Here is a 22,517-nt window from a genome sequence, read left to right as displayed (position 1 = left end):
GTGCGGAGGTGATAGGGAATGAAACAGGTGCTCATGGGTTTGGTTCTCCTGATGGCGGGCCTTTCCTTGGCCCAAGGCACGGATTACCAGCAGGCGGCGGTAGCCTCGGCGGCCTTGGCCAGGCTCCAGGCGGTGGCCCAGGGGGCCACGGGCGAGGAAAGGCTTCTCGCCTGGGCCAAGGAGGTGAAGGCTCAGGCGGAGAAGAGCTACGAGGCCAAGGCGTATTTCAAGGCGGCGCGGGAAGCCCAGGCCGCCCTTCTCCTTTTCCGGGCAGCCTCAGGGGAGCCCCAGGTACAGGCCCAGGGGCCGAGGCCAGCCCCCCGTATGGGGATGCACCATCCCTTTGGACCCAGGGCCCATGCCTTTGCCCCGTGGGGTAAGGGGCGGCCGGGCCTGGATGCCCGCTTGACCCAGCGGGTCCCCAGAGTGGTGGACCGGGCGGAGAAGGAGCTGGCCTACTACCGGGCCCAGGACAGCCTGGTGAAGGATCTGGTGGCCGAGGCCAAGAATAGGCTTTCCAAGGAGCCTGGCCGGGCTTATCTGTTGGCCCGGGCGGCCTTGGCCCTGATTTCGGCGGAGCGGGGCTTCTAACCCCACCCTGGCCAAGCCAGGGTGGGGACCCGGGTAAGCTCCATCCCGGGGCGGATATGGGCGAGAAGGGGGTCAAGGCCAGATCTGTCAAACGGGGAAGTATGCGGTGGCTTGGGGTCTTCCTCCTCCTGGCCCTCGGGGGCTGGGCCCTGGGGGAGGAGGGCCCCAAGGGCTTTGGCCCTTCGCAGGGAGAGGTGCTGACGCGGTGCTTTAAGGTGGTGCGGACCCTCGAGGTCCAGGCCCTCTACCGGGAAGGGGATACCCTGGTCCTGGTCCTGGGCCAAGCGGTGGGGGAGAGGCCCCTGCTGCTCTTGGCCCTCGAGGGGGGCAGGCCCATGCCCTACATGGGTCCCATCCGCGGAAAGCCCATGCGGATGCGCCCCTTCTTCTTCCTGCGGGAGCTTTCCCTGGCCCGGCGGGTGCTGGTCCTGCCAGAGGGGTACCGTTGTTTCGTCCTCCACCGGGGGCGGATGGTGGGAGTGTTGCGCCTGGGCTTGGATCTCACTCCCTTGCCCCTTTCCCCGGAAGCCATTCCCTGATATGGCTCCATTATGGTTTTCACCGGTTTGGAGGCTCCGGTATGTTCCTTCCGCACCCCTTTTTCTTGGGGGATATTTGGGGGGATATAAGGGGTAGGGCTCGGTACGAAGCGGTAGGACGGGTTCCCGGGCCCTGCAGTTTTAAAATGCCCCTATATGAAGCCTGGCCTCTATCCCCTCCTGGGCCCCCCGGCATCGGGGAAGACTACCTTGGCCCGGGAATGGGCTTTGGAGGTCTTGAAGCGGCGAGGAAGGGTTTACTGGGTAGGCCTGCCCCACCAAAGGGCCTATGTGTACCGCCTTTTCGGGGTTGAAGGGGCGGTGCTAGGCCTGGAGTTCCTGTCCTTCCAAGCCCTTTACTACCGGGTGCTGGCGGAGGTGGGCCGGCTTGGGCCCTTGCTTCCCGGGGCGGGGAGGGTGGCCCTGGTGGGGGAGGCCCTTAGAAGCCTTTACGGGGAAGGGATTGCCCCCGGGGAGGCCCGGCTTTTCGCCCGGGCTATCGCGGAGCTTAAGCGCTTTGGCCTCTCCCCCTTTGCCCTGCCCAAGGAGGGGGAGGTGGGAAGGCTCAAACGGGTTTACCTCGCCTACGAGCGCCTGAAGGGAAAGGCCCTGGACTACGATGACTTCCGCCACCGGGCAGGGCGCGTGCCCCCTCGCCTTTTCCCCAGGCCGGACCTGGTGGTGGTGGACGGATTCCGGGAAGTGGGCCCTTTGGACCTGCGCTTCCTCAAGCGTCTGGCCCAGGAGGTGCCGGTCCTCCTCACCCTGGAACTTCTCCCGGAGGGGCTAGACCCCTGGCAGACCCTTTCACCCAGGCCGGTGAAGAAGGAGGTCTGGGCCCTGGCCAACCCCGTGGAGGAAACCCGCCACCTCCTGAGGGCCCTCAAGCGGGCTTTAGCCTCGAGGGACCTGGGGGGCGAGGGGTTGGACCCCTTTGAGGTGATGGTGGTGGCCCCGGAGGACCGCATCCCTGGGTTTCTCCTCTTCCAGGACGAGTACGGCTTGCCCCTTTACGACGGGCGGGAGGGGGCCTTGGCGGACACGGAGGAGGGGGAGAGGGTCTTGGCCCTCCTGAACCCTGTGCCCACCGGGCGGGACCTTCTGGCCCTGGGGTTCTCCGCCCTGGGCCGGAGGGCCCTGCGGCTTGGGGTTGCGGGGGAAGAGGTCCTGGCGCTTTTGGCGGAAAGAGAGGGCTTGCTTCAGGAATGGCAGGCGTTTTTGGCCCTGCGCACCCCCGGGCCCGATCTCCTGGCCTGGGGGGAGGAGGTCCTGGAGCGGCTCGGGGTGGCGGCCAAGGAGCTCTTCCTCTCCCGGCTGCGCCTGGCTTTGCGGGCGGATGGGCGAAACCCCTTGGCCTGGTGGCGGAGCCTCCTTCTGGATGAGGCCCTGCCCAAAGAACCCCTCCGAGGGGTGGCCCTCCTTCCCCCTTTGCGGGCCACGGGGGTGCGGGCGGAGCGGGCCTATGTGCTGGACTGGGTGGCGGGGCGCTACACCCTGGGGGAGGGGGAGGATTACTTCCTCCTGGAGGAGCTCAGGGAGAGGGGGCTTCTCCAAGGGCTCCCCCGGCGCCTGCGGGGCCTGGACCCCCTTTTCCTGGAGGAGCTTGCCACGCGGGGGGAGGAGGTGTATTTGCTCTACCCGGAGGCCGGGCCCTCGGGGGCCTACGAGCCCCTGGAGCGGGGGACGAGGCCCGCACCCCTGCCCCCTGCAAGCCGCCTCGAGGCCCTGCCGGAGGACCCCTTCGTCCCGCCCCTCCCCACCTCCCACGCCCCCCCGGCCCACCTGGAGGTCCTCCGCCGCCACGGGGAGTGCCCCTTTCGGACCTATCTGGAGCGCTTCCCCCTTCGCCCGGAGGATGGGGCCCTGGGCTGGCACCTCTTCCCCAAGAGGGTAGACGAGCTTTCCCAACACCCGGAGGTGGGTCCTTGGCTGGCCCTCCACCAGGAGCACCTAGAGGGCATGGTCTTTTGGGCCCGCTGGCCGGGGGAGCGCTTCGCTCTGCGCCTAGACGGGGTGCGCCGGGAAGCCGGGGAGCGGGTGGTACACCTCTACCGCCTCCTCCCCCCAGGGGGGGATCCCGATCTGAACCCCCGGCGGCGCTGGACGGAGTGGTACGCCCTCGGGGCCTTTTTGCAGAGGAAGGAGGTGGAGGAGGTCCACCTCTGGACCTGGGCCTTTTTGGGGGAACCCCGTCCTTACCGCAAGAACCCCTACCGCAAGGGGGACAGGCCTCCCCAGCTGGAGGAGGTGCGGGCGCTTGTGAAGGAGGCGCTTCCACGCTGGGGAAACGGGGGGTTTTCCCCGAGGCCCGGCTACCACTGCTACGCCTGCGGTTGGGCGGACATTTGCCGCAAGGAGGAGGGATGAGGCTCTACGTGGCTTCCGCGGGCACGGGCAAAACCCACGCCCTGGTGGAGGAACTCCTGGCCCTCTTGCGCCAGGGGGTGCCCCTAAGGCGCATGGCCGCGGTCACCTTCACCCGCAAGGCGGCAGAGGAGCTTAGGCGGCGCATCCAGGAGGAGGTGGCCAACCTCCCCCCAAGCCCCTGGGCGGAGGAGGCCAGGCGGGAGGCGTACGGGGCGGTCTTCACCACCATCCACGGCTTCATGGCGGAGGCGCTCCGCCACGCCGCCCCCCTTCTCTCCCTGGACCCGGACTTCGCCCTTTTGGACGAGTTTTTGGCCGAGGCCCTCTTCTTGGAGGAGGCGCGAAGCCTCCTTTACCTTAGGGGTCTGGACCCGGCGCTGGAGAAGCTTCTCTTTACCCTTTACAAAAAACGTTCCCTGGCCGAGGCGTACCGGCCCCTGCCCGGGGCGGAAGGGCTCCTCGCCCTCTACCAGGAGGCCCTTCAGGGCTACCGCCGCCGCACCCGGGAGGCCCTGGGGCCTTCCGACCTCGAGGCCCTGGCCCTGCGCCTGCTGGAAGCCCCTCGGGCGCTGGAGCGGGTGGTGGAGCGCTTTCCCCACCTCTTGGTGGACGAGTTCCAGGACGTGAACCCCCTGCAGGGCCGCTTCTTCCAGGCCCTGGAGGCCGCGGGCGCCCAGGTGGTGGCGGTGGGGGACCCCAAGCAGTCCATCTACCTCTTCCGCAACGCCCGGGTGGAGGTTTTCCGCCAGGCCCTGGGGGAGGCGAAAGAGGTCCGCCGCCTGGGGGAAACTAGGCGCCACGCCCAGGCGGTGGCCCAGTTCCTGAACCGCTTCGTGGGGCATTTCTTTCCCGAGGCCGAGCGGGTGTCGGTGGAGTCCTTGCGGGCGGAGGAGGGCTGGGTGGAGGTCCACTGGGTGGTGGGGGAGGGGCCCTTGGACCGGAAGCGGGAAGGGGAGGCGGCCCTCCTGGCGGAGCGCCTGCGGGCGCTTTCCGGCCAGGGCTACGCCTTCTCCGACATGGCGGTCTTGGTGCGGAGCCGCAGGAGCCTGCCCTTCCTGGAAAGGGCCTTCCGGGCCCTGGGGGTGCCCTACGTCCTAAGGCGGGGGCAAAGCTTTTTCCGCCGCCCCGAGGTGCGGGACATCTACCACGCCCTCCGCCTGGCCCTCCTGGAAGGCCCCCCGAGCCCCGAGGAGCGCCTCTCCCTCCTGGCCTTCCTGCGGGGGCCTTTCCTGGGCCTGGACCTGGGGCAGGTGGAGGAGGCCCTGCAGGCGGAAGACCCTGTGCCCCTCCTTCCCTTAGAGGTGCAGACGCGGCTGGATGGGCTTAAGGCGCTTGGGGGCCTGCCTCCTTTGGAGGCCTTGAAGGCCCTGGCCCGGGACGAGGCCTTCCTAAGGCGGCTTTCCCAGAGGGCCCGAGCCAACCTGGACACCCTCCTCCTCCTGGCCGCCTCCCAGCGCTTCCCTGACATCGAAGCCCTCCTGGAGTGGTTGAAGGTGCGGGCCGAGGATCCGGAAACCTCCGAGCTCCCCGAAGGGGGAGAAGGGGTAGCCCTCCTCACCGTCCACGCGGCCAAGGGCCTGGAGTGGCCGGTGGTAGCGGTCTTTGACCTGGCCCGGGGGGAGGGGGGAAGGCCGGAGCCCCTCCTGGTGGGCTTGGACGGGGAGGTGGTCTTGGAGGGTACGGACGCCTACCAAGACCTGAAGCGGGCCCTCTCCCGGGCCCAGGAGGAGGAGTCCCTGCGCCTCCTCTACGTGGCCCTCTCCCGGGCCCGGGACGTCCTGATCCTCACGGGCAGCGCCTCGAGTCGCCCAGGGCCCTGGGCCGAGGCCTTTAGGGCCCTGGGCCTTGGGCCTGAAGACAAAGACCCCCTGGTGCGCCACCACCCCCTGGAAGGCCTTCCCCCTTTGCCCTCACCCCCGTCCCCCCCACCCCCCACGCCCCGCCGCTTACGCGGAGCACCCCATCCTTCCCAGGCGCTTCCCCCCGGTTTACTCCCCCAGCGCCTACCGCAAGGGGGAGGGGGAGCCCCTGGCCCTCTCCGAGGCCCTCGAGGCCGAGGCCCTTCCGGAGTTTGCCCGGGCCCTGGGCACCCTGGTGCACTACGCCCTGGCCCGGAACCTGGACCCGGAGGACGAGGCGTCCATGGGGGCCCTCCTCCTGCAGGAGGTGGCCTTCCCCTTTTCCGAGGAGGAGCGGGCGCGCCTTTTAGAAGAGGTACGGACCCTTTTGCGCAACCACCGGGCCATGCTGGGCCAAGCCCTCCCCCCCCTGGAAGCCCGGGAGGAGGACCACGCCGAGCTCCCCTTGGTCCTGCCCTTTGCCGGCACCACGTGGTACGGGGTGTTGGACCGCCTCTACCGGGTGGGGGGGCGCTGGTACCTGGAGGACTACAAGACCGACCAGAGGATGGCCCCGGAGCATTACCGCCTGCAGCTAGCCCTTTACTGGGAGGCGGTGCGACGGGCCTGGGGGGTGGAGGCCGAGGCCCGTTTGGTTTATTTAAGGCACGAAAAGATTCACGTTTTCTCGCCAGAGGAGCTTCGGGAGGTCCTTCGGGAGTTGGAAAAGGCCCCTGGGAGAGGATCCCAGGGGCCTGAGCCAGACCCTCTTTAGCGCTTGGAGTACTGGGGTGCCCGGCGGGCCTTGTGCTTGCCGTACTTCTTCCGCTCCACCACCCGCGCGTCCCGGGTGAGGAAGCCCAGGGGCTTGAGCTTGGCCCGGTAGTCGGGGTTGTAGCGGAGGAGGGCCCGGGCCACCCCCAGCCGGATGGCGTCCACCTGGCCGCTCTTGCCGCCCCCCCGCACGGTGATGTAGGCGTCAAAGCGCCCCAGAGCGTCCACCGCCCTAAGGGGCTCCAGGGCCGCCACCGCCCTTACCAAACCCTGGAAATAGTCCTGGAAGTCCTGGCCGTTCACGGTGACCTTGCCGTTTCCGGGCCTCAAGAAGACCCGGGCCACCGCCTCCTTGCGCCTACCGGTGCCGTAGTACTGCTCCATCACTTGACCTCCAGCTTAACGGGTTTCTGGGCCTGGTGGGGATGGGTGGGGCCGGCGTAGACCTTGAGGCGCTTGAAGAGCCTCCGCCCCAGGGGCCCCTTGGGGAGCATGCCCTTTACCGCATGCTCCAGCACCCTTTCCGGATGGGTGGCCAGCATCTTCTCGGCGGGGATCTCTTTCAGGCCCCCCTGGTAGCCGCTATACCGGGTGTAGATCTTCTGCTTTAGCTTCTTGCCCGTAAGGCGGATCTTGTCGGCGTTCACCACCACCACGAAGTCCCCCGTGGGAAGGTTGGGGGTCCAGTCCGGGCGGTGCTTGCCGCGTAGCAGGGTGGCGATCTGCGTGGCCAGCCGCCCTAAGGTTTGGCCCTCGGCGTCAATGAGAACCCACCGGGGTTCGATCTCTTTGGGTATGTACGTCTTGGCCTGCATGCGTTTGGGCCCTCCTTCACCTTTGTGTGCCAGGCACCATGTTCTTGCCGGGGGATCGGGGGACCCCGCAAGAACGCCAAAGAAAACTGTACCATAACCCCGGGGTCTTTTGCCAGATGTGGTAGGCTGAAGTCCCGTGAACGGGGTTTCCGAGAGCACGCAAAGGCCGAGGAAGTACGTGTTTGTCACCGGGGGCGTGGTGTCCAGCCTGGGCAAGGGCATCCTCACCTCCTCCCTGGGGGCCCTCCTGCGGGCCCGGGGGTATAGGGTTACCGCCATCAAGATCGACCCCTATGTGAACGTGGATGCGGGGACCATGCGCCCCTATGAGCATGGGGAGGTCTTTGTCACCGCCGACGGGGCGGAAACTGACCTGGACATCGGCCACTACGAGCGCTTTTTGGACCTGGACCTCTCCCGGGGCAACAACCTCACCACGGGCCAGGTGTACCTTTCCGTGATTCAGAAGGAGCGGAGGGGGGAGTACCTCTCCCAGACGGTGCAGGTGATCCCCCACGTCACCGACGAGATCAAGGACCGCATCCGCAAGGTGGCGGAGGAGCAGGGAGCCGAGGTGGTGGTGGTGGAGGTGGGGGGCACGGTGGGGGATATCGAGAGCCTTCCCTTCCTGGAGGCCATCCGCCAGTTCCGCTTTGACGAGGGGGAGGGGAACACCTTCTACATCCACCTCACCCTGGTTCCCTACCTGGAAACCAGCGAAGAGTTCAAGACCAAGCCCACCCAGCACTCCGTGGCCACCCTGAGGAGCGTGGGCATCCAGCCCGATGCCATCGTCCTCCGCTCGGTGAAACCGGTGCCGGAGGAGGTGCGCAAGAAGGTGGCCCTCTTCACCAACGTGCGCCCCGGGCACGTGTTCTCCAGCCCCAATGTGGAGCATATCTACGAGATACCCCTCCTCCTCGAGGAGCAGGGCTTGGGCCGGGTGGTGGAAAGGGCTTTGGGCCTCGAGGCCGTCTTCCCCAACCTCTCCTTCTGGCAGGAGGCGGTGAGGGTGCTGAAGCACCCCGAGCGCACCGTGAGGATCGCCATCGCCGGCAAGTACGTGAAGATGCCGGATGCTTACCTGTCCCTTCTGGAGGCCTTGAAGCATGCGGGGATCCGGCACGGGGCCCGGGTGGAGGTGAAGTGGGTGGATGCGGAGAGCCTCGAGGGAGCCGACTTGGACGAGGCCTTTAGGGATGTTTCCGGCATCCTGGTCCCCGGGGGGTTTGGGGTGAGGGGCATTGAGGGGAAGGTGCGGGCGGCCCAGTACGCCCGGGAGCGGAAGATCCCCTACCTGGGCATCTGCCTGGGGTTGCAGATTGCGGTCATCGAGTTTGCCCGGCATGTGGCCGGGCTCAAGGGGGCCAACTCCACCGAGTTTGACCCCTACACCCCCCATCCGGTCATTGACCTTATGCCTGAACAGCTGGAGGTGGAGGGCCTGGGGGGCACCATGCGCCTGGGGGACTGGCCCATGCGCATCCGGGAGGGCACCCTCCTCCACCGCCTTTACGGCAAGGAGGAGGTGCTGGAGCGCCACCGCCACCGGTACGAGGTAAACCCCCTCTATGTGGACCAGCTGGAGCGGGCTGGGCTGGTGATCTCCGCCACCACCCCGGGCATGCGGGGCCGGGGGGCGGGGCTGGTGGAGGCCATCGAGCTCCCGGACCATCCCTTCTTCCTGGGCCTCCAGAGCCACCCCGAGTTCAAGAGCCGCCCCATGCGCCCCTCGCCTCCCTTCGCCGGCTTCGTGGAGGCGGCGTTAAAGCACGCCCTTTAAAGCAGGCTTCCGGCAAACTGCCGGGCCACCCGCCCGGAGAAGCCCTTTTGCAGGGCAAAGCGCAGGGCTTCCCTTTCCTCTTCCGGGGTCAAGGGGCGGCCCAGGTGGTGGGCTACTGCCTTCAGGTAAAGGGTTTTGTCAAAGGGCGGGAAGGTGAGGACCAGCCCGAAACGCTCTGAGAGGGCCAGGGTGTCCTGAAGCTCGTCCCAGGCAGTGGGGTCGGCCCCGGGTAGGGGGTTTTCCCCAGATTGGCGCACCAGGTGGCGGCGGTTGGAGGTGGCCAACAAGAGAACGTTTTCCGGAGGGCCTGCCAGACTTCCTTCCAGGAGAGCCTTCAGGTGGTGGAAGGCTTCCTCTTTAGGATCCAGGGAGAGGTCGTCCAGAAAGAGGAAGAAGCGATGGGGGAGGAGGGCCAGCCTTTCCAGCAGGTTTTCCAGGTGGGCCAGGGCCTTGGGTTCCACCTCCACCATGCGGGCTTCTTTGAGGTGCAAAAGGCTCTTGGCCGCGGTGCTTTTGCCCGTGCCCCGGGCCCCGTAGAGGAGGGTGTGGAGGGCGGGTTTTCCTGAGAGGAAACGGAGGGCATTGGCCCTGAGGGCCTTAAGTTGCTCCTCATAGCCTAGAAGTTCGTCCTCCCGGGGCAGGCGGTAGCTTTCCAGGGGGCGCACCTCGCCAGCGAAGCGGAAGGCCCGGTAGAGGGCGAAGGGGTAGGGCCCGTGGGCTTGAAGCGCCCGGGCCAGGGCCTCGGGGTCGCGGGCGAGGAGGGCGGCCAGGGCTCCTTCCTCAGCGGGGTGGGGGGGGCGTTCCCCCAGGTCGGCCAAAGGGTACTCCTTCCGCCTTCCCTCCAGTTCCAGGGAGAGGGCCTCGAGGTCCTGCCGTATCAGCTGGAGAAGCCCTGGGGTGGGCCTTAAAGCCCGCCAGGCCCAGGGGGCTTTGAGGAGACTTTGGGCGAAGGCATAGCCCCAGGGTTCGCCCCGGGGCAGGTCCAGGTCCAGGAGGTCCAAAGGGGTCTTGGGAATCTTCATGGGCCCCATGGTAAAGGAAAACCTCCGGGGAAGACCCCGGGGTTCCGTGGTGGGCCGCACAGGACTCGAACCTGTAACCCACCGATTAAGAGTCGGTTGCTCTACCGGTTGAGCTAGCGGCCCAAGATACGCGCGGCGTCGGCCTTGACGCCAAAAGCCAGTGTAGCCTTCCCTCAAGGCTCTGTCAAGGCGGAACCTCCCCTCTAGGGTCGGTCCCCCTCTTTTAACCTGGCGTCTCACATGTTTTTGCCCAGGTTCGGACGGCTAGAACAGGTAAAGCGCTGCCCGTCCCCTTTCCACCCGCACCCGGATGGGCCCCAGGGCCTGGTTCTCCAGGGTGAGGGTGGTGGCCTTAAGGAAGGTGGGGGGGAGGTTCCAGCGGGCTCCTTCTACGGCCAAGGTGGCCTCGGGGAAGGGCAGGAGGCTGAAGGAACTCCCCTTTTCCAAGGGAAAGGTGTGGAGTCCAGCAAGGAGAGGGAAAGCCCGGGTAAGCCCATCGGTGAGTTCAGCCCTCACCCCCTTTTCCGCCAGCAGAAAGGCCAGCTCCAGGTGAGCTAGGGTGTGGTCCAGGCGGCCCCCAATGCCCCCTAGGAGGAGGACTTCCTCAGCCCCCAGCTCCAGGGCTTTTCGCACCAGGGCTTCGCCGTCCGTCAGGTCCTTGTCCCGGGGAAGCACCTCCTTGGGGGCAGGAAGGATTTGCTGGAGCCAAAGGGGGCTTGAGTCGAAGTCCCCAAGCCATAGCTCCAAGGGTAGCCCCAGGGCCAAGGCGTGCCGTCCACCGGAGTCCGCCGCCAGGAGATGGAAGCCCCTTAGGCGTTCCCGCAAAACCTCCGTTACCAGGAGGGGACCGCCTAGGAAAAGGGCGAAGCGCCTCATCCCTCCAAGGGTACCGCTTGGGAAAGGTCCAGGTGAAGATGAATGGGGCTTCCTTCTTGGGGTCCCTCGAGGGCCTCGAGGTAAAGCCGCACCTTCCCAAGCCGCACCCAAAGCCCCACCCAGTTTCCGAAGAAAAGCCGTTCCTCCACCACCCCTGGGTGCTCCCCTCCCAGGCGAAGGGCTTTGGGCAGAAGTAGATGAGGCTTGGCAGGCAAGCCCAAAGCCTGGCTTTCCTCCGGGGAGAGGAGGTTCTTGTGCCCGAGAAAGCGGGCGGTCCAGAGATCCTTGGGCCTTGCGTACACCTCTTCCGGAAGCCCCACCTGCACGAGCCTTCCCTGACGCAGGAGGGCTACCCGGTGGGCCAGGAGGAAGGCCTCCCCCTGGTCGTGGGTGACCACCAGGGTGGTCACCCCTTCCGCCCGAAGGGTCCTGCGCAGGAAGAAGAGGAGCTCCTCCCGTAGCCTGAGGTCCAGAGCCCCCAGGGGCTCGTCCAGGAGGAGAAGCCTTGGCCTTGGGGCCAGGGCTCGGGCCAGGGCTACCCGTTGCTGTTCCCCCCCGGAGAGCTCCTGGGGGCGCTTTCGGGCATGGGGGGCGAGCTCCATGCGTTCAAGGAGCTCCCACATCCTTGCCTCTCGCTCCTTCCTGGGCCAGCGGGCCTCCACCAGGCCAAAGGCGATGTTTTCCGCCACGGTGAGGTGAGGGAAGAGGGCATAGTCCTGGAAAAGAAACCCTATCCCCCGCCTTTCGGGGGGCAGGGGGGTGAGGTCGCGTCCCCCGAAGTGCACGAAACCCTGATCAGGGGAAAGGAGGCCAGCGATGAGCTTCAGCAGGGTACTCTTTCCGCTACCCGAGGGTCCCAGGAGGGCCAGGACCTCACCTTCCTGAACGGTGAGGTCCAGGGCCAGTTGGAAACCGGGGAAGCGCTTTTCTAGGGCGAGCTCCAGCACCCTTCCATTAAACAAGGAACCCGGGGTATACCCCGGGTTCCCTGCTGGCCCGCCTTACTTCAGCCCCAGCTTCTGCCGCTCGGCCAGCACCTGCTGGGGAGTGAGCTTCTTGTCCCGCAGAGCCTTGACCTCGGCGGCGGTGAAGGGCTTGAAACCCTGGACCTTCTTGTCGTCGCCCCAGGCGGTGGCGATGTGGTTGAGAAGGGCGGCGATCTCCTCGTCCTTGAGCTGGCCAAAGGCAGGCATGGCCCCGTTGTACTTCATGCCCTTCACCTCAATCGAGCCCTGGAGGCCCCAGAGGAGGACCTTGATCAGGTACTCTCGCCCACCCTGTTTGGCCAGGACCTCAGCAACGTGGCCGGCCAAGGGCGGGAAGGCCCCGGGGAGCCCCTGCCCGTTGGCCTGGTGGCATCCTGCGCACTGGGCGTAGAGCTTGGCGCCGTCCGCCTGGGCGAAGGCCAGGCTGCCGATAAGGAGGAGAGCCGTTAGGGTCCGCTTCATCTTTACCCTCCGGGGTATCAGGGTATTTTGTCCCTGGTTCCTTGTCAAGGCCTTTGGCGAAGCCGAATCTTTAGCCGTTCTTAAGGCTATAGTCCCTGGGGGTATACGAGAGGAGGCTACATAAGCGTGTTTTTATGAAAAGAGGGTTCCGTGTCAAAGGGGCTTGACATGGTTCCGGGGGGGTGCTAGGGTACAAATGTCCTTGGGTGTACCCAGGCGGTGTATAAGATGTACGCATACCGGGTACTTTGGTCCCTAGTCCTACTCGCCCTGGCCGCGGCCTGGGCGGCTCCGGATTTTGGCCGGTGGTATCCCTATGTAACGGCCCTGGACCTGGCCCAGAGCCACGGGCGGGTGGTGATGGTGTACTTTCACTCTCCTCACTGTCCCTATTGCGACCAGATGAACACCTTCGTCCTCTCCGATCCCCAGGTAAGCCGCTTCCTGGAGGACCGGTTCGTGGTGGCCTCCGTGGATACCGAAACCCCGGAGGGTCAGGAACTTTCCCGGCGGTATCGGGTGCCGGGTACCCCCACGTTTGTCTTCCTCGTCTTCCGCAAGGGGGCGTGGGAAGAGGTGGGCCGGTTTTTTGGCAGCCGGCCCCGGGCGCAGTTCCTTTCGGAGCTGCGCCAGATCTGTGCCAAAGGAGGTGCGTGTGAATAGGCGAGCGTTTCTAAGGACCACTGGCGTAGCCCTCGGGGCCGTTGCCTTGGCGGGGCTTCCCGTAAGGGCGCAGGGTTTAGAGGGCGAGGATCTGGCCAACCTGGAGAAGGCCTTGCAGGCAGCTTTGGGCAAGGGGTTTAAGGACCTCACCCCCTCCAACCTCATCAAGCTCACCATGCCGGCCATTGCGGAAAGCGGGGCCAACGTTCCCGCTGAGGTGGAGGTAGACCTGCCCTCGAGCCAGGTGAAGGCCATCCACCTTTTCGCCGACAAGAACCCCACCCCGCACCTGGTGGTGATTATGCCCATGAAGGCGCTTCCCTACTATGCCACCCGGGTGCGCCTGGCGGAGACCAGCGCTATCCGGGCGGTGGTGGAAACGGCGGACGGCAAGTTCCTTTTGGCTTCGGCCAGCACCCGCGTGACCGTGGGCGGTTGCGGTTAAGGAGGTAGAAGATGCCCATTCGCACCATTGTTCGTTTGACGCCGGCCAAGCCCAAGGCGGGCGAGAACTTCAAGCTCCAGGTAGTGGCCCAGCATCCCAACGAGCCCGGTACCCGCCGGGATGCCGAGGGCAAGATCATCCCCGCCAAGTACATCAACCAGGTGGAGATCTACTTTGAGGGGGAGAAGGTGGCCGAGGCCAAGCCCGGCCCCTCCACCAGCGCCAACCCCCTTTACGGCTTCATGTTCAAGGCGGAAAAGGCGGGGACCTTTACCGTCAAGCTTAAGGACACCGACGGAGATACCGGCGAGGGCACGGTAAAGCTGGAGCTGGCCTAGAGGTGGCGCCCGGGGGTAACCCCGGGCGCCGGGCATGGCGCGGAGGTAAAGGTATGCTCTTACGGTCCTGGTGGATGGTGGGCGTGCTTTTCCTGCTTGGCTTGGCCTTGGCCCAGGGGGAGGTGGACCCCAGGGAAGAAGCCAAGCGGCAAAAGCAACTCCTTTTGGAAACCGCGGGGATCCTGCCCACCGAGCTCATCGTGGAGCAGGGCAAGGAGCTCTTTAACCGCAAGGGGCCCAGCGGCAAGACCATGGCTGAGTGCGACTTTGGCCTGGGGAAGGGAGTCCTGGAAGGGGCGGCGGCCAGGCTACCTCGCTATTTCCTGGATACGGGCAAAGTGGAGGACCTGGATGGCCGCATCCTCACCTGCATGACCCGGGTCCAGGGCTATCGGCCGGACCAGGTCAAGCGGCAGGAGGTGGTGGCCATCGCTTTCTACATCGCCAGCTTCTCCACGGGGAAGCCCATCCAGGTGCGCCTCCTCTTCCCTGAGGAGCGGGCGCTTTACGCCCTGGGGGAGAAGCTCTTCTACGCCCGTTCGGGGGCCCGGGACCTGGGGTGCGCTACCTGCCACATCACCTATGTGGGCCGCAGGGCCGGGGTCCTCCCCTACGCGGATGTCTTGGGCAAGGATAAGTCCTGGACCCACTGGCCCGCCTACCGTTACTCCAACGACCAGATCTGGACCATGCAAGACCGCATCCGGGCTTGCTACGGCAACATTGGCCATCCCCAGCCTGCCCTTTACTCCTTGCCCATCCTGGCCCTGGAGCTTTTCATGGCCTACCAGAATAACGGGGCTGTGGTGGAGGAGTGGCCGGCTTTCGTGCGGTGAGGAGGCGGTGATGAAGGCGAAGAAGCTTATCCCTATCCTTTTGGCCGCACCCTTGGTGGTAGCCTTGGCCCAGTCGTACTTCAGCCCTTCCGAGCTGGAGGCCATCAAGATGGGTGGCAAGACCTATGCTGAGGTCTTCCTCAACCAGCGGCCGGACCAGGCCCTTTGCTCCATCCACCGGAACCGCCTGCCCGCCGATCTTCTGCCCAAGTTTCTTGAGGAGCAACGCTCCCTCATCAAGTACCCGCAGAGCGGCAAGCTCATGGGGGATTGGAAGAAGGGCGGGGCCATCTTCAACGACCTGCAGAAGGCCAACTGCTTCTCTTGCCACTTTGGTTCCCCCGTGCACCTGGGTGGGGACGTGGGGCCGAGCCTGGAGAAATACGGCCTAAAGCGGGGGCAGTCGGAAGCCATCCAGCGCTACACCTACGAGGTCATCTACAACTCCTGGGCTTACTTCCCCTGCACGGTGATGTACCGCTTCGGCGCCCAAGGGCTTTTGACCCCCGAGGAGATCGCCGACGTGGTGGCCTACTTGTTGGATCCGGAAAGCGAGTTCAACACCAAGCCGGCGGTGGGGTCTAGATGAACCGAAGGGAACTTCTTTTCTGGTTTTCCGCCCTGGCGGGGCTCGGGCCCAAGGCTTTGGCCCAGGTCCTGGAGAATCCTTCCCGCCTCTATGACCTTCCCCCTTACGGTAACGCCACCCTTCTTTACTTCTCCGACCTCCACGGCCAAGCCTTCCCCCACTACTTCATGGAGCCGCCCAACCTCATCCCCCCTAAGCCCCTTATGGGGAGGCCCGGCTACCTCACGGGGGAGGCCATCCTGCGCTATTACGGGGTGGAGCGGAAGACCCCCTTGGCCTACCTGCTCAGCTACCTGGACTTCGTGGAACTGGCCAAGGCCTTCGGTCCCATTGGGGGCCTGAGCGCCCTTACCGCCCTTATCCGCGGGCAAAAGGCCCAGGTGGAGGCCGAGGGGGGAAGGGTCCTGGTGTTGGACGGCGGGGATACCTGGACCAACTCCGGGCTTTCCCTCCTCACCCAGGGGGAGGCCCTGGTGGACTGGCAGAACCTCGTCGGGGTAGACCATATGGTTTCCCACTGGGAGTGGACCTTGGGGCGGGAGAGGGCGGAGGCCCTCTTCAAGAAGTTTAAGGGGGAGCACCTCTCCTACAACGTGGTGGACGAACTTTTCGGCGACCCCCTCTACCCCGCCTACCGGATCCACCAGCTGGGCCGCTATGCCCTGGCCGTCGTGGGGGCCACCTACCCCTACGTGAAGGTTTCCCACCCCGAGGAGTTCACCGAAGGCCTTTCCTTTGCCCTGGATGTGCGCCGCTTGCAGGAGGCCGTGGATCAAGCCCGGGCCGAGGGGGCGGATGCCGTGGTCCTTCTCTCCCATAACGGCCTCCAGCTGGACGCGGCCTTAGCGGAGCGGGTGAAGGGCATTGACCTCATCCTTTCTGGGCACACCCACGACCTCACCCCCTCCCCTTGGCGGGTGGGGAAGACCTGGATCGTGGCGGGAAGCGCGGCCGGCAAGGCCCTCATGCGGGTGGACCTCGAACTTTTCCGGGGGGGCATCGCCAACCTCCGGCTCAGGATCCTGCCGGTTCTGGCCGGCCATCTGCCGGGGGCTCCCGATGTGGAAACCTTCCTGGAGAAGGCCCTGGCTCCTCACCGCCAGCACCTTTTCGAGCCCCTGGCGGTTTCCGAGTCCTTGCTGTACAAGCGGGACACCCTTTACTCCACCTGGGATGAGCTGGTGGGACAGGCGGTGAAGGCCCTTTATCCCGAGGTGGACCTGGTTTTCAGCCCGGCGGTGCGCTGGGGTACCACCATTCTTCCCGGCCAGGCCATCACCCGGGACCATCTCTACGCCTACCTGGGCTTTACCTACCCCGACCTTTACCTCTTCTGGCTACGGGGGGAGCAGATTCGGAACACCCTGGAGGACATCGCCAGCAACGTCTTTACCCCCGATCCCTTCTACCAGCAAGGCGGGGACGTGAGCCGGGTCTTTGGCCTCCGCTATGTGCTGGACCCCGATGCCCCGGTCGGCAAGCGCATCCGGGAGGTGGAGGTGGGGGGCAAGCCCCTGGATCCCAATCGCCGCTACCTGGCGGCCTCCTATGGGGGGAGGCTCCAGCGGGTGGGGGAGGCCAAGGCGGGCTTTGAGCCCAGGCCCATTGACCAGGTCCTCGAGGACTACCTCAAAGCCGCTGGGCGCGTAAGGGTTTTGCCTAAGCCCAACGTGCGGGTGCTGGGACGCAACTACCGTGTACCGGAGGTGAGTTCATGACCAAAAAAGCGGCAGTTTGGTTGGTTTCGGGTCTCATCCTGGGGCTTGGCCTCACCCAGATGAGCCCCTTTAGGGCCCGCCTCGAGGCAGCTTTGCATGCGGGTGGCCACGAGTTCGCTCAGGTAATGCTTTCCCAGGACAAAGGGCAGGCGCTTTGTTCCCAGTATCGGGACAAGCTGCCTCCAGACCTAATACCTTCTTTCCTAGCTGAGCAAAAGGCCCTCATCAAGTACCCAGCGAATGGAAAGCTCATGGGGGATTGGCGAAACGGGGAGAAGGTCTTCACTGACCCCAAGCGGGGCAACTGCTATGCCTGCCACGCCGGGGTGGCCAGCGAGGTGGCCCACGGCACCATGGGGCCGAGCCTGACCAACTATGGGCAGCGGGGCACCTCGGAGGCGGTGGTGCGGTACACCTACGAGAAGATCTACAACGCATGGGCCTTCGTACCCTGCTCCCTCATGTACCGGGGCGGGGTGCACGGCCTCTTCACCCCGGAGGAGACCGCCGATCTGGTGGCCTTCCTTCTGGACCCCGAATCCCCCATCAACCGGAGGTGAGCCGTGAAGAGAAGGAATCGCTTTGTTTTCCTGGGCGTGCTGGCCTTGGGGACCCTGGTGGGTGTGGGGGCCTACACCCAGCAGCAAAAGCCCCTGGATCCCTTCGAGGAGGCCATGCGCCAGCGGCAGATGTACCTGGAGACCTTCGGCGTGCTCCCAGGGGATCTTTTTGTGGAGGAGGGGAAGGAGCTCTTCTTCCGCAAGGGGCCAAGCGGCAAGACCCTCGAGGAGTGCGACTTCGGCAAGGGGAAGGGGGTTTTGGAAGGGGTCTACGCCATCCTTCCCAAGTATTTCCCCGATAGCAGACGGGTGGAAGACTTGGAAACCCGGGTGTACACCTGCATGCAGACCGTGCAGGGGTACAAGCCGGCGGAGATCAAGCGGGACGAGGTTAGGGCCATCACCACCTACATCGCCTCCTTCTCCTCCAAGGCCAAGATCCAGGTGGTGCCCAAGCACCCGGCGGAGCTGGCCATGTACAACCTGGGGCGGGAGCTTTGGTACACCCGTGCGGGGGCTAGGGACATGAGCTGCGCCGTCTGCCACGACCAGTATGCGGGCCAAAGGGTGCGGCTTTCCCCGGTCAGGAGCCCCAAGCAGGGCCTGGGCAACGAGTGGCCCGCCTACCGCTTTGAGGAGGACCGGCTCTACACCATGGAGGACCGCATCAACTTCTGCTACGAGTCCATCGCGATCCCCAAGCCGGGGTTCTACTCGGATGTCCACATTGCCTTGACGGTGTACATGCTGGCCGAGGCCACTAAGGCCGGGCACTCCTTTGAGGAGTTGCCCTTCTTTACCCGCTAGCCATGCGCCGCCGCGACCTCCTTGCCGTGCTTCCCCTCCTCCCCTGGGCCCGGGCCCAGGGGGGAGGGGAGGCAGGGGACTGGGTCAAGGCCTTTGGGGAGTTTCTCAAGCGGGTGCCTCCCGCCAGCTACCTGGTTTATCCCACCGAGGCCAAGGACCTTCTGCTTTTTGACCCCTTCATCCTGGACGTGCGTACGGAGGAGGAGCGGAAGAAGGGGTATATCCCGGGTTCGGTGCACATCTATGCCGGCCAGGTGCCGGACCGCCTGGCAGAGCTTCCCAAGGATAGGGAGGCCCTGATCCTGGTCTACTGCAACTCGGGAAGCGTCTCGGCGGTGGTGGCCGCATATTTGCAAGCGCTTGGCTACAAGAACGCCAAGAACATCGCCCATGGTTTTAAGGGCTGGTTGGACGCGGGCTTGGAAGTGGAAGGAGGTTCCCAATGAAGAAGGTTTTGGCTTTGGTGGCCCTTTTGGGGTTGGGTTTGGCGCAGTCTTTGGTGGTGGAGGTTAAGGGCTCCTTGGAAGAAGTGGAGGCTAAGACCCTTTCCGCCCTGCAGTCCGTGGGCCTCGAGGCGGACCGGGTGCTGAACCTGGGAGAGCAGGTGCGTCAGGTGACGGGCCCGGGTTTCCCCGAGTACCGTCTGGTGGTGCTGAAGCCGGACAAGGGAAGCATCGAGGCGGTTTCCAAGAACCCCATGGCCGCCATCGTCTTGCCGCCCACGGTCTTCATCACCGGCCAGGGGAACAGCTTCACGGTGGGCACTTTTGATGGGCGCCTGCTCTTTTCCATGCTCCAGGTGTACGGGGGTGAGGTGGAGCGGCTAACCTGGCGCCTCGAGGCGGCTTTGGGAAGGCTTGGCATCGTGAAGCGCCTGCCCCCCGCCATGATGCCCGATCCTTCTAGCGGCATGATGCCCGCCCTCTTGTACCGGGTGCCCGCCGCCAAGGTGGAGGATGTGGTGCTCATGGTGGAAACGGAGCTCACCTCCAACGGGCTCAACCTTTTGCCCAACGTGAAGGTGGGCCCGGTCACCGTGATCATGCCCTGCAAGAGCGAATGGGCCCGGGTCATGTTCCTCACCCAGCCTGCGGGAGGTTTCGCTGCTCCTTGCCGCTTCTTCGCCATGCAGATGGGTAACGACGTCCTGGTGGGGGCCATCGAGCCCATGCTCATGACCATCATGCCCGGGGTGATGGGCACGCCGGCGGTGTCCATGCTTCAGGAGGCCCGCCAGGTCATGAGCCAGATCCTGGAAGCCACGGGCGGGACTCCTTACCGCCCTGGCCGATAAGAGCCTGGTCAAGAAGAGGGAGGGAGTATGGGCAAGGTGAATCGGCGTCAGGTTTTGAAGACGGGTGCCGCCTTGGCCGCGGCAGGGGCCCTTTCCAGCTCGGCTTTTGCCCAGGAGTTTTATAGCCGCCCTGCCACCCTGCTTCCTCGCACCCGCAAGCCGCGCGTGGTGGTGATCGGGGGTGGTTGGGGTGGCACCACCGTGGCCCGGAAGCTGGTCCAGTCCGGGGTGGGTGTGGAGGTGGTGCTCCTCGAGCAGAAGCCCATCTTCATGTCCTGCCCCATGTCCAACCTTTTCCTGGCCGGGGTCAAGCCCCTGGAGTGGCTGGTCTTTGACTACACCAACGTGGTCAAGGACGGGGTGATCTTTGTCCAGGAGAGGGTTTTGGACATCAACCGGGACCGCCGCCTGGTGCGAACCGCTGGTGGGTACATCGGTTACGACTACCTGGTCCTGGCCCCGGGCATTGACTACATGTACGAGGCCATCCCGGGCTACGCCGAGGTGAAGCACCTCATGCCCGTGGGCTTCAAGCCCTTTGAACACATCGCCTTAAGGCGGATGCTGGACCAGTTTGACGAGACGGGCGGGGAGCTGGTCATGTACATCCCCAACCCCCCCTACCGCTGCCCCCCGGGGCCCTATGAGCGGGCGGCTATGCTGGCCTGGCGGCTTAAGGAGAAGGGAGTTAAGGGTAAGGTCATCGTTCTAGATGCCAACCCCCAGCCCATCTCCAAGGCCCCAGGTTTCCTAGCGGCCTATAACGACCTTTACAAGGACTACCTGGAGTACGTGCCCAACACCCGGATTACCGGTCTGGATTACGGGAAGAAGGTGGTGAGGACGGAGCTTGGGGACGTGCCTTTTACCGTGGCCGACCTTATCCCCCCCATGAAGGCAGGGGAGCTGGTGCGCACCGCAGGCCTGGGGGAGCGCTGGGCCAACGTGCGCATTCCTTACTTCCTCTCGGAGAAGGACGACCGCGTCTACCTGGTAGGGGATATCACCGGCAACACCCCTTACCCCAAAAGCGGCATGGTGGCCTACGTTTCCGGCACCATTGTGGCCCGGCAGATTGTGGAACGGTTGCGGGGCAAGCCCCTGCAGGACATCCCCCCGGAGTTGCCCAACAACATTTGCTATTCCTTCGTGGACAGGGAGGAGGCCATCTGGGTGGCGGCCAACTACTCCTGGGATGCAGCGGAGCGACAGATCAAGGCCCAAAGCAGCGTGGACAACCAGCGCTCCCAGGCCAACGGCACCGCTGCCATCGGCTGGGCCACGGGCATTTGGAACGACATGTTCGGCCCGGCCTAAGGGTTTTCCCCCGCCCCCATTGGGGGCGGGGTTTTGTGTAACCTGGAAATACCATAGGAGGGTATATGGACCGAAGGAGGTTCTTCCGGCTTTTGGGTGCAGGAGGCGTGCTGGGCCTTCTTAAGGCCAAGGCTCAGACGACTCCCTGGGATGAGGAAACCTTTGCCCCCATGAAGACCCTGGGGGCCCCCCTTTCCGAGTACGGCCAGAGGAGCCCCTTTGAGGAAGGGGTGGTACGCTACATTTCCCCCAACCTGCGCACCCGCCACTCGGGGGCGGACTTTGCCCCTTTGGAGAAACTGGAGGGGGTCATCACCCCCAACGGCCTCCACTTTGAGCGGCATCACGGAGGGGTGCCCCAGGTGGATCCGGCCAAGTACCGCCTGGTCATCCACGGGATGGTGGAAAGGCCTCTGGTCTTTACCTTGGAGGACCTGAAACGTTTCCCCTCCGTGACCCGCACCTACTTCATCGAATGTGCCGGAAACGGGCAAAACGGTTACCGCAACCCCCCGGACCCCAACCTCACCGCCACCCGGAGCCGGGGCCTGGCCTCCAACGCCAGCTGGACAGGGGTTCCTTTGGCCTTGCTCCTCAAGGAGGCGGGGGTGAAGCCCGGGGCCAAGTGGCTCATCCCTGAGGGCATGGATGCCGCCGCCTACACCCGCTCCCTGCCCCTGAAGAAGGCCATGGAGGACGTGCTGGTGGCCTATGCCCAAAACGGGGAGGCCCTGCGCCCCGAGCAGGGCTACCCGGTGCGGCTGGTGGTGCCGGGGTGGGAGGGCTCTATCCAGGTGAAGTGGCTAAGGCGCATCCTGGTCACGGACCTCCCCGCCATGGCCAAGGACGAGACCAGCGAGTACACCGACGTGATGGCCGATGGCAAGGTATGGGCCTTCACCTGGGTCATGGACCCCGAGTCCATCATCACCTACCCCTCCGGGCTCCAGCAGATCCAGCCCGGCTTCCACGAGATCCGCGGCCTGGCCTGGAGCGGGTACGGGCGGATCACCAAGGTGGAGATCTCCTTCGATGAGGGCAAGACCTGGCGCCAGGCCACCTTGGAACCCCCGGTGGAGCGCTACGCCTTCGTGCGCTTCAAGATGCCCTGGTACTGGGACGGGAAGGAGGTGGTCCTCTGGAGCCGGGCCTGGGACGAGAAGGGGAACACCCAGCCCACCCGGGAGGAGTTCTTCAAGAAATGGGGCAGGAACAACCGCTACCACTACAACGCCATCCAGGCCTGGCGCATCCTGCCCGACGGACGGGTGGTGAACGGGGATAGGCCCTTGGGCCAGCAGGCGTTTGGACCCGTGGGGGGTTGCGACGGGGAGGTGTTCGATGGTTAAGCGCATCCTGGTTCTTTTGGCCCTTTTAGGCCTGGCGGTGGGAGCCCGGTACAACCTGGGCACCCCTATCTCCGAGGAGCTGGCGGCCCAGTACGACCTAAGGCCGGTGGTCCTCCCGGACGGCCGGGGGCTTCCCCCGGGAGAGGGGAGGGTGGAGGAGGGGGAGCGGATCTACGCGGAGAAGTGCGCTTCCTGCCACGGGACCCGGGGGGAGGGGTACCCCTTCAACCGGCTGGTGGCCGAGCCCTTCCCCATTACCCCGGATACGGAGCCTGCGGAGTTCGCCATCGGCAACTACTGGCAGTACGCCACCACCCTTTACGACTACATCCGCCGGGCCATGCCCTTTGGGGCTGAAGGCACCCTCACCAATGAGGAGGTTTACCACCTGGTGGCCTTTCTCCTCTACATGAACGGCATCATCGATGCCCACGAGCCCATCAACCAGAAGACCCTGCCCCAGGTGAAGATGCCCGCACGGGAGCTTTTGCAGTTGGACCCTGAGACCAAGCGCCGCTTCCCTTGGCTCACCTTGCCCTAGGATGAAG

Annotated in this window: 23 protein-coding genes, 1 tRNA gene and 1 pseudogene; 18 read left to right on the top strand and 7 right to left on the bottom strand. The window is 65.2% G+C overall.

The window, feature by feature from the left end; genetic code table 11:
• The first annotated feature begins 18 nt into the window (after nucleotides 1-18).
• The 4 genes and pseudogenes from EBI04_RS07530 (at nucleotide 19) to EBI04_RS07515 (ending at nucleotide 6,110) form a co-directional block, all read left to right on the top strand.
• Nucleotides 19-591: a hypothetical protein gene (locus tag EBI04_RS07530; protein WP_135256947.1), complete on the top strand. Its 573-nt coding sequence runs from the start codon at nucleotides 19-21 to the stop codon at nucleotides 589-591.
• Between the two features lie 101 nt (nucleotides 592-692).
• On the top strand, nucleotides 693-1,130 hold the full coding sequence (locus EBI04_RS07525) for a hypothetical protein (RefSeq protein WP_135256946.1): 438 nt from the start codon (nucleotides 693-695) through the stop codon (nucleotides 1,128-1,130).
• Nucleotides 1,131-1,286: 156 nt separating this feature from the next.
• Nucleotides 1,287-3,497 (top strand): PD-(D/E)XK nuclease family protein, encoded by a 2,211-nt coding sequence (locus EBI04_RS07520; protein WP_135256945.1) that lies wholly within the window; start codon nucleotides 1,287-1,289, stop codon nucleotides 3,495-3,497.
• Nucleotides 3,494-6,110 (top strand): annotated as a pseudogene (locus tag EBI04_RS07515) (UvrD-helicase domain-containing protein). Before EBI04_RS07520 ends, EBI04_RS07515 begins: the two are co-directional and overlap by 4 nt.
• Here EBI04_RS07515 and rpsI read toward each other — a convergent pair.
• Nucleotides 6,107-6,493 carry a 30S ribosomal protein S9 gene (rpsI, locus tag EBI04_RS07510; protein ID WP_135256944.1) on the bottom strand — a complete coding sequence of 129 codons (387 nt, stop codon included), beginning with the start codon at nucleotides 6,491-6,493 and terminating at the stop codon, nucleotides 6,107-6,109. The pseudogene EBI04_RS07515 and the gene rpsI overlap by 4 nt on opposite strands.
• A complete protein-coding gene (gene rplM / locus EBI04_RS07505; protein ID WP_135256943.1) occupies nucleotides 6,493-6,924 on the bottom strand; it encodes a 50S ribosomal protein L13 in 432 nt (143 codons plus the stop codon). The genes rpsI and rplM overlap by 1 nt, the downstream gene beginning before the upstream one ends.
• Nucleotides 6,925-7,060: 136 nt before the next feature.
• Here rplM and pyrG point away from each other — a divergent pair, with 136 nt between their 5' ends.
• The gene (gene pyrG, locus EBI04_RS07500) at nucleotides 7,061-8,707 is read left to right on the top strand and encodes a CTP synthase (RefSeq protein ID WP_135256942.1); all 1,647 of its coding nucleotides are present in this window, start codon (nucleotides 7,061-7,063) and stop codon (nucleotides 8,705-8,707) included.
• On the opposite strand, the gene EBI04_RS07495 is transcribed toward pyrG, so the two are convergent.
• The 5 genes from EBI04_RS07495 to cycA form a co-directional block, all read right to left on the bottom strand.
• On the bottom strand, nucleotides 8,704-9,729 hold the full coding sequence (locus tag EBI04_RS07495; RefSeq protein ID WP_135256941.1) for a DUF815 domain-containing protein: 1,026 nt from the start codon (nucleotides 9,727-9,729) through the stop codon (nucleotides 8,704-8,706). The two genes, pyrG and EBI04_RS07495, sit on opposite strands and share 4 nt — an antisense overlap.
• Nucleotides 9,730-9,776: 47 nt before the next feature.
• A tRNA-Lys gene (locus tag EBI04_RS07490) sits at nucleotides 9,777-9,852 on the bottom strand.
• A 141-nt stretch (nucleotides 9,853-9,993) separates the two neighbouring features.
• On the bottom strand, nucleotides 9,994-10,605 hold the full coding sequence (locus EBI04_RS07485; protein WP_135256940.1) for a thiamine diphosphokinase: 612 nt from the start codon (nucleotides 10,603-10,605) through the stop codon (nucleotides 9,994-9,996).
• Nucleotides 10,602-11,552 (bottom strand): ABC transporter ATP-binding protein, encoded by a 951-nt coding sequence (locus EBI04_RS07480; RefSeq protein WP_135256939.1) that lies wholly within the window; start codon nucleotides 11,550-11,552, stop codon nucleotides 10,602-10,604. Before EBI04_RS07480 ends, EBI04_RS07485 begins: the two co-directional genes overlap by 4 nt.
• Nucleotides 11,553-11,606: 54 nt before the next feature.
• Nucleotides 11,607-12,053, bottom strand: a complete 447-nt coding sequence (gene cycA, locus EBI04_RS07475) for a cytochrome C-552 (RefSeq protein WP_135256938.1) — start codon at nucleotides 12,051-12,053, stop codon at nucleotides 11,607-11,609.
• A gap of 228 nt (nucleotides 12,054-12,281) precedes the next feature.
• Here cycA and EBI04_RS07470 point away from each other — a divergent pair, with 228 nt between their 5' ends.
• The 13 genes from EBI04_RS07470 to EBI04_RS07410 all read left to right on the top strand — a co-directional run bounded on the left by EBI04_RS07470 (nucleotide 12,282) and on the right by EBI04_RS07410 (nucleotide 22,510).
• Complete coding sequence (locus EBI04_RS07470; protein ID WP_135256937.1) at nucleotides 12,282-12,716, top strand: SoxW family protein; 435 nt, start codon at nucleotides 12,282-12,284, stop codon at nucleotides 12,714-12,716.
• On the top strand, nucleotides 12,709-13,161 hold the full coding sequence (gene soxY, locus EBI04_RS07465) for a thiosulfate oxidation carrier protein SoxY (protein WP_135256936.1): 453 nt from the start codon (nucleotides 12,709-12,711) through the stop codon (nucleotides 13,159-13,161). Before EBI04_RS07470 ends, soxY begins: the two co-directional genes overlap by 8 nt.
• An 11-nt stretch (nucleotides 13,162-13,172) precedes the next feature.
• Entirely contained in the window at nucleotides 13,173-13,499 is a 327-nt protein-coding gene (gene soxZ, locus EBI04_RS07460; protein WP_135256935.1) for a thiosulfate oxidation carrier complex protein SoxZ, read from the top strand.
• 53 nt (nucleotides 13,500-13,552) lie between these two features.
• Nucleotides 13,553-14,335 carry a sulfur oxidation c-type cytochrome SoxA gene (gene soxA, locus EBI04_RS07455; protein ID WP_167481916.1) on the top strand — a complete coding sequence of 261 codons (783 nt, stop codon included), beginning with the start codon at nucleotides 13,553-13,555 and terminating at the stop codon, nucleotides 14,333-14,335.
• Nucleotides 14,336-14,345: 10 nt separating this feature from the next.
• Nucleotides 14,346-14,924, top strand: a complete 579-nt coding sequence (soxX, locus tag EBI04_RS07450; RefSeq protein ID WP_135256934.1) for a sulfur oxidation c-type cytochrome SoxX — start codon at nucleotides 14,346-14,348, stop codon at nucleotides 14,922-14,924.
• A complete protein-coding gene (soxB, locus tag EBI04_RS07445; RefSeq protein WP_135256933.1) occupies nucleotides 14,921-16,642 on the top strand; it encodes a thiosulfohydrolase SoxB in 1,722 nt (573 codons plus the stop codon). The genes soxX (EBI04_RS07450) and soxB overlap by 4 nt, the downstream gene beginning before the upstream one ends.
• Entirely contained in the window at nucleotides 16,639-17,202 is a 564-nt protein-coding gene (soxX, locus tag EBI04_RS07440) for a sulfur oxidation c-type cytochrome SoxX (RefSeq protein ID WP_135256932.1), read from the top strand. The genes soxB and soxX (EBI04_RS07440) overlap by 4 nt, the downstream gene beginning before the upstream one ends.
• 3 nt (nucleotides 17,203-17,205) lie before the next feature.
• Nucleotides 17,206-18,009 carry a sulfur oxidation c-type cytochrome SoxA gene (gene soxA / locus EBI04_RS07435; RefSeq protein WP_135256931.1) on the top strand — a complete coding sequence of 268 codons (804 nt, stop codon included), beginning with the start codon at nucleotides 17,206-17,208 and terminating at the stop codon, nucleotides 18,007-18,009.
• Nucleotides 18,010-18,011: 2 nt separating this feature from the next.
• Nucleotides 18,012-18,455 carry a rhodanese-like domain-containing protein gene (locus tag EBI04_RS07430; protein WP_135256930.1) on the top strand — a complete coding sequence of 148 codons (444 nt, stop codon included), beginning with the start codon at nucleotides 18,012-18,014 and terminating at the stop codon, nucleotides 18,453-18,455.
• Nucleotides 18,452-19,303 (top strand): DUF302 domain-containing protein, encoded by an 852-nt coding sequence (locus EBI04_RS07425; RefSeq protein ID WP_135256929.1) that lies wholly within the window; start codon nucleotides 18,452-18,454, stop codon nucleotides 19,301-19,303. The genes EBI04_RS07430 and EBI04_RS07425 overlap by 4 nt, the downstream gene beginning before the upstream one ends.
• A 27-nt stretch (nucleotides 19,304-19,330) precedes the next feature.
• Nucleotides 19,331-20,620 (top strand): FAD-dependent oxidoreductase, encoded by a 1,290-nt coding sequence (locus tag EBI04_RS07420; RefSeq protein WP_135256928.1) that lies wholly within the window; start codon nucleotides 19,331-19,333, stop codon nucleotides 20,618-20,620.
• Between the two features lie 65 nt (nucleotides 20,621-20,685).
• Nucleotides 20,686-21,969, top strand: coding sequence for a sulfite dehydrogenase (gene soxC / locus EBI04_RS07415; protein ID WP_135256927.1), 1,284 nt, complete (start codon nucleotides 20,686-20,688; stop codon nucleotides 21,967-21,969).
• Complete coding sequence (locus EBI04_RS07410; protein WP_135256926.1) at nucleotides 21,962-22,510, top strand: c-type cytochrome; 549 nt, start codon at nucleotides 21,962-21,964, stop codon at nucleotides 22,508-22,510. Before soxC ends, EBI04_RS07410 begins: the two co-directional genes overlap by 8 nt.
• The last annotated feature ends 7 nt before the right edge of the window (nucleotides 22,511-22,517 follow it).

Source organism: Thermus caldilimi, assembly GCF_004684245.1.
Taxonomy (GTDB): domain Bacteria; phylum Deinococcota; class Deinococci; order Deinococcales; family Thermaceae; genus Thermus; species Thermus caldilimi.
This window is presented reverse-complemented; position numbering and strand designations above follow the sequence as displayed.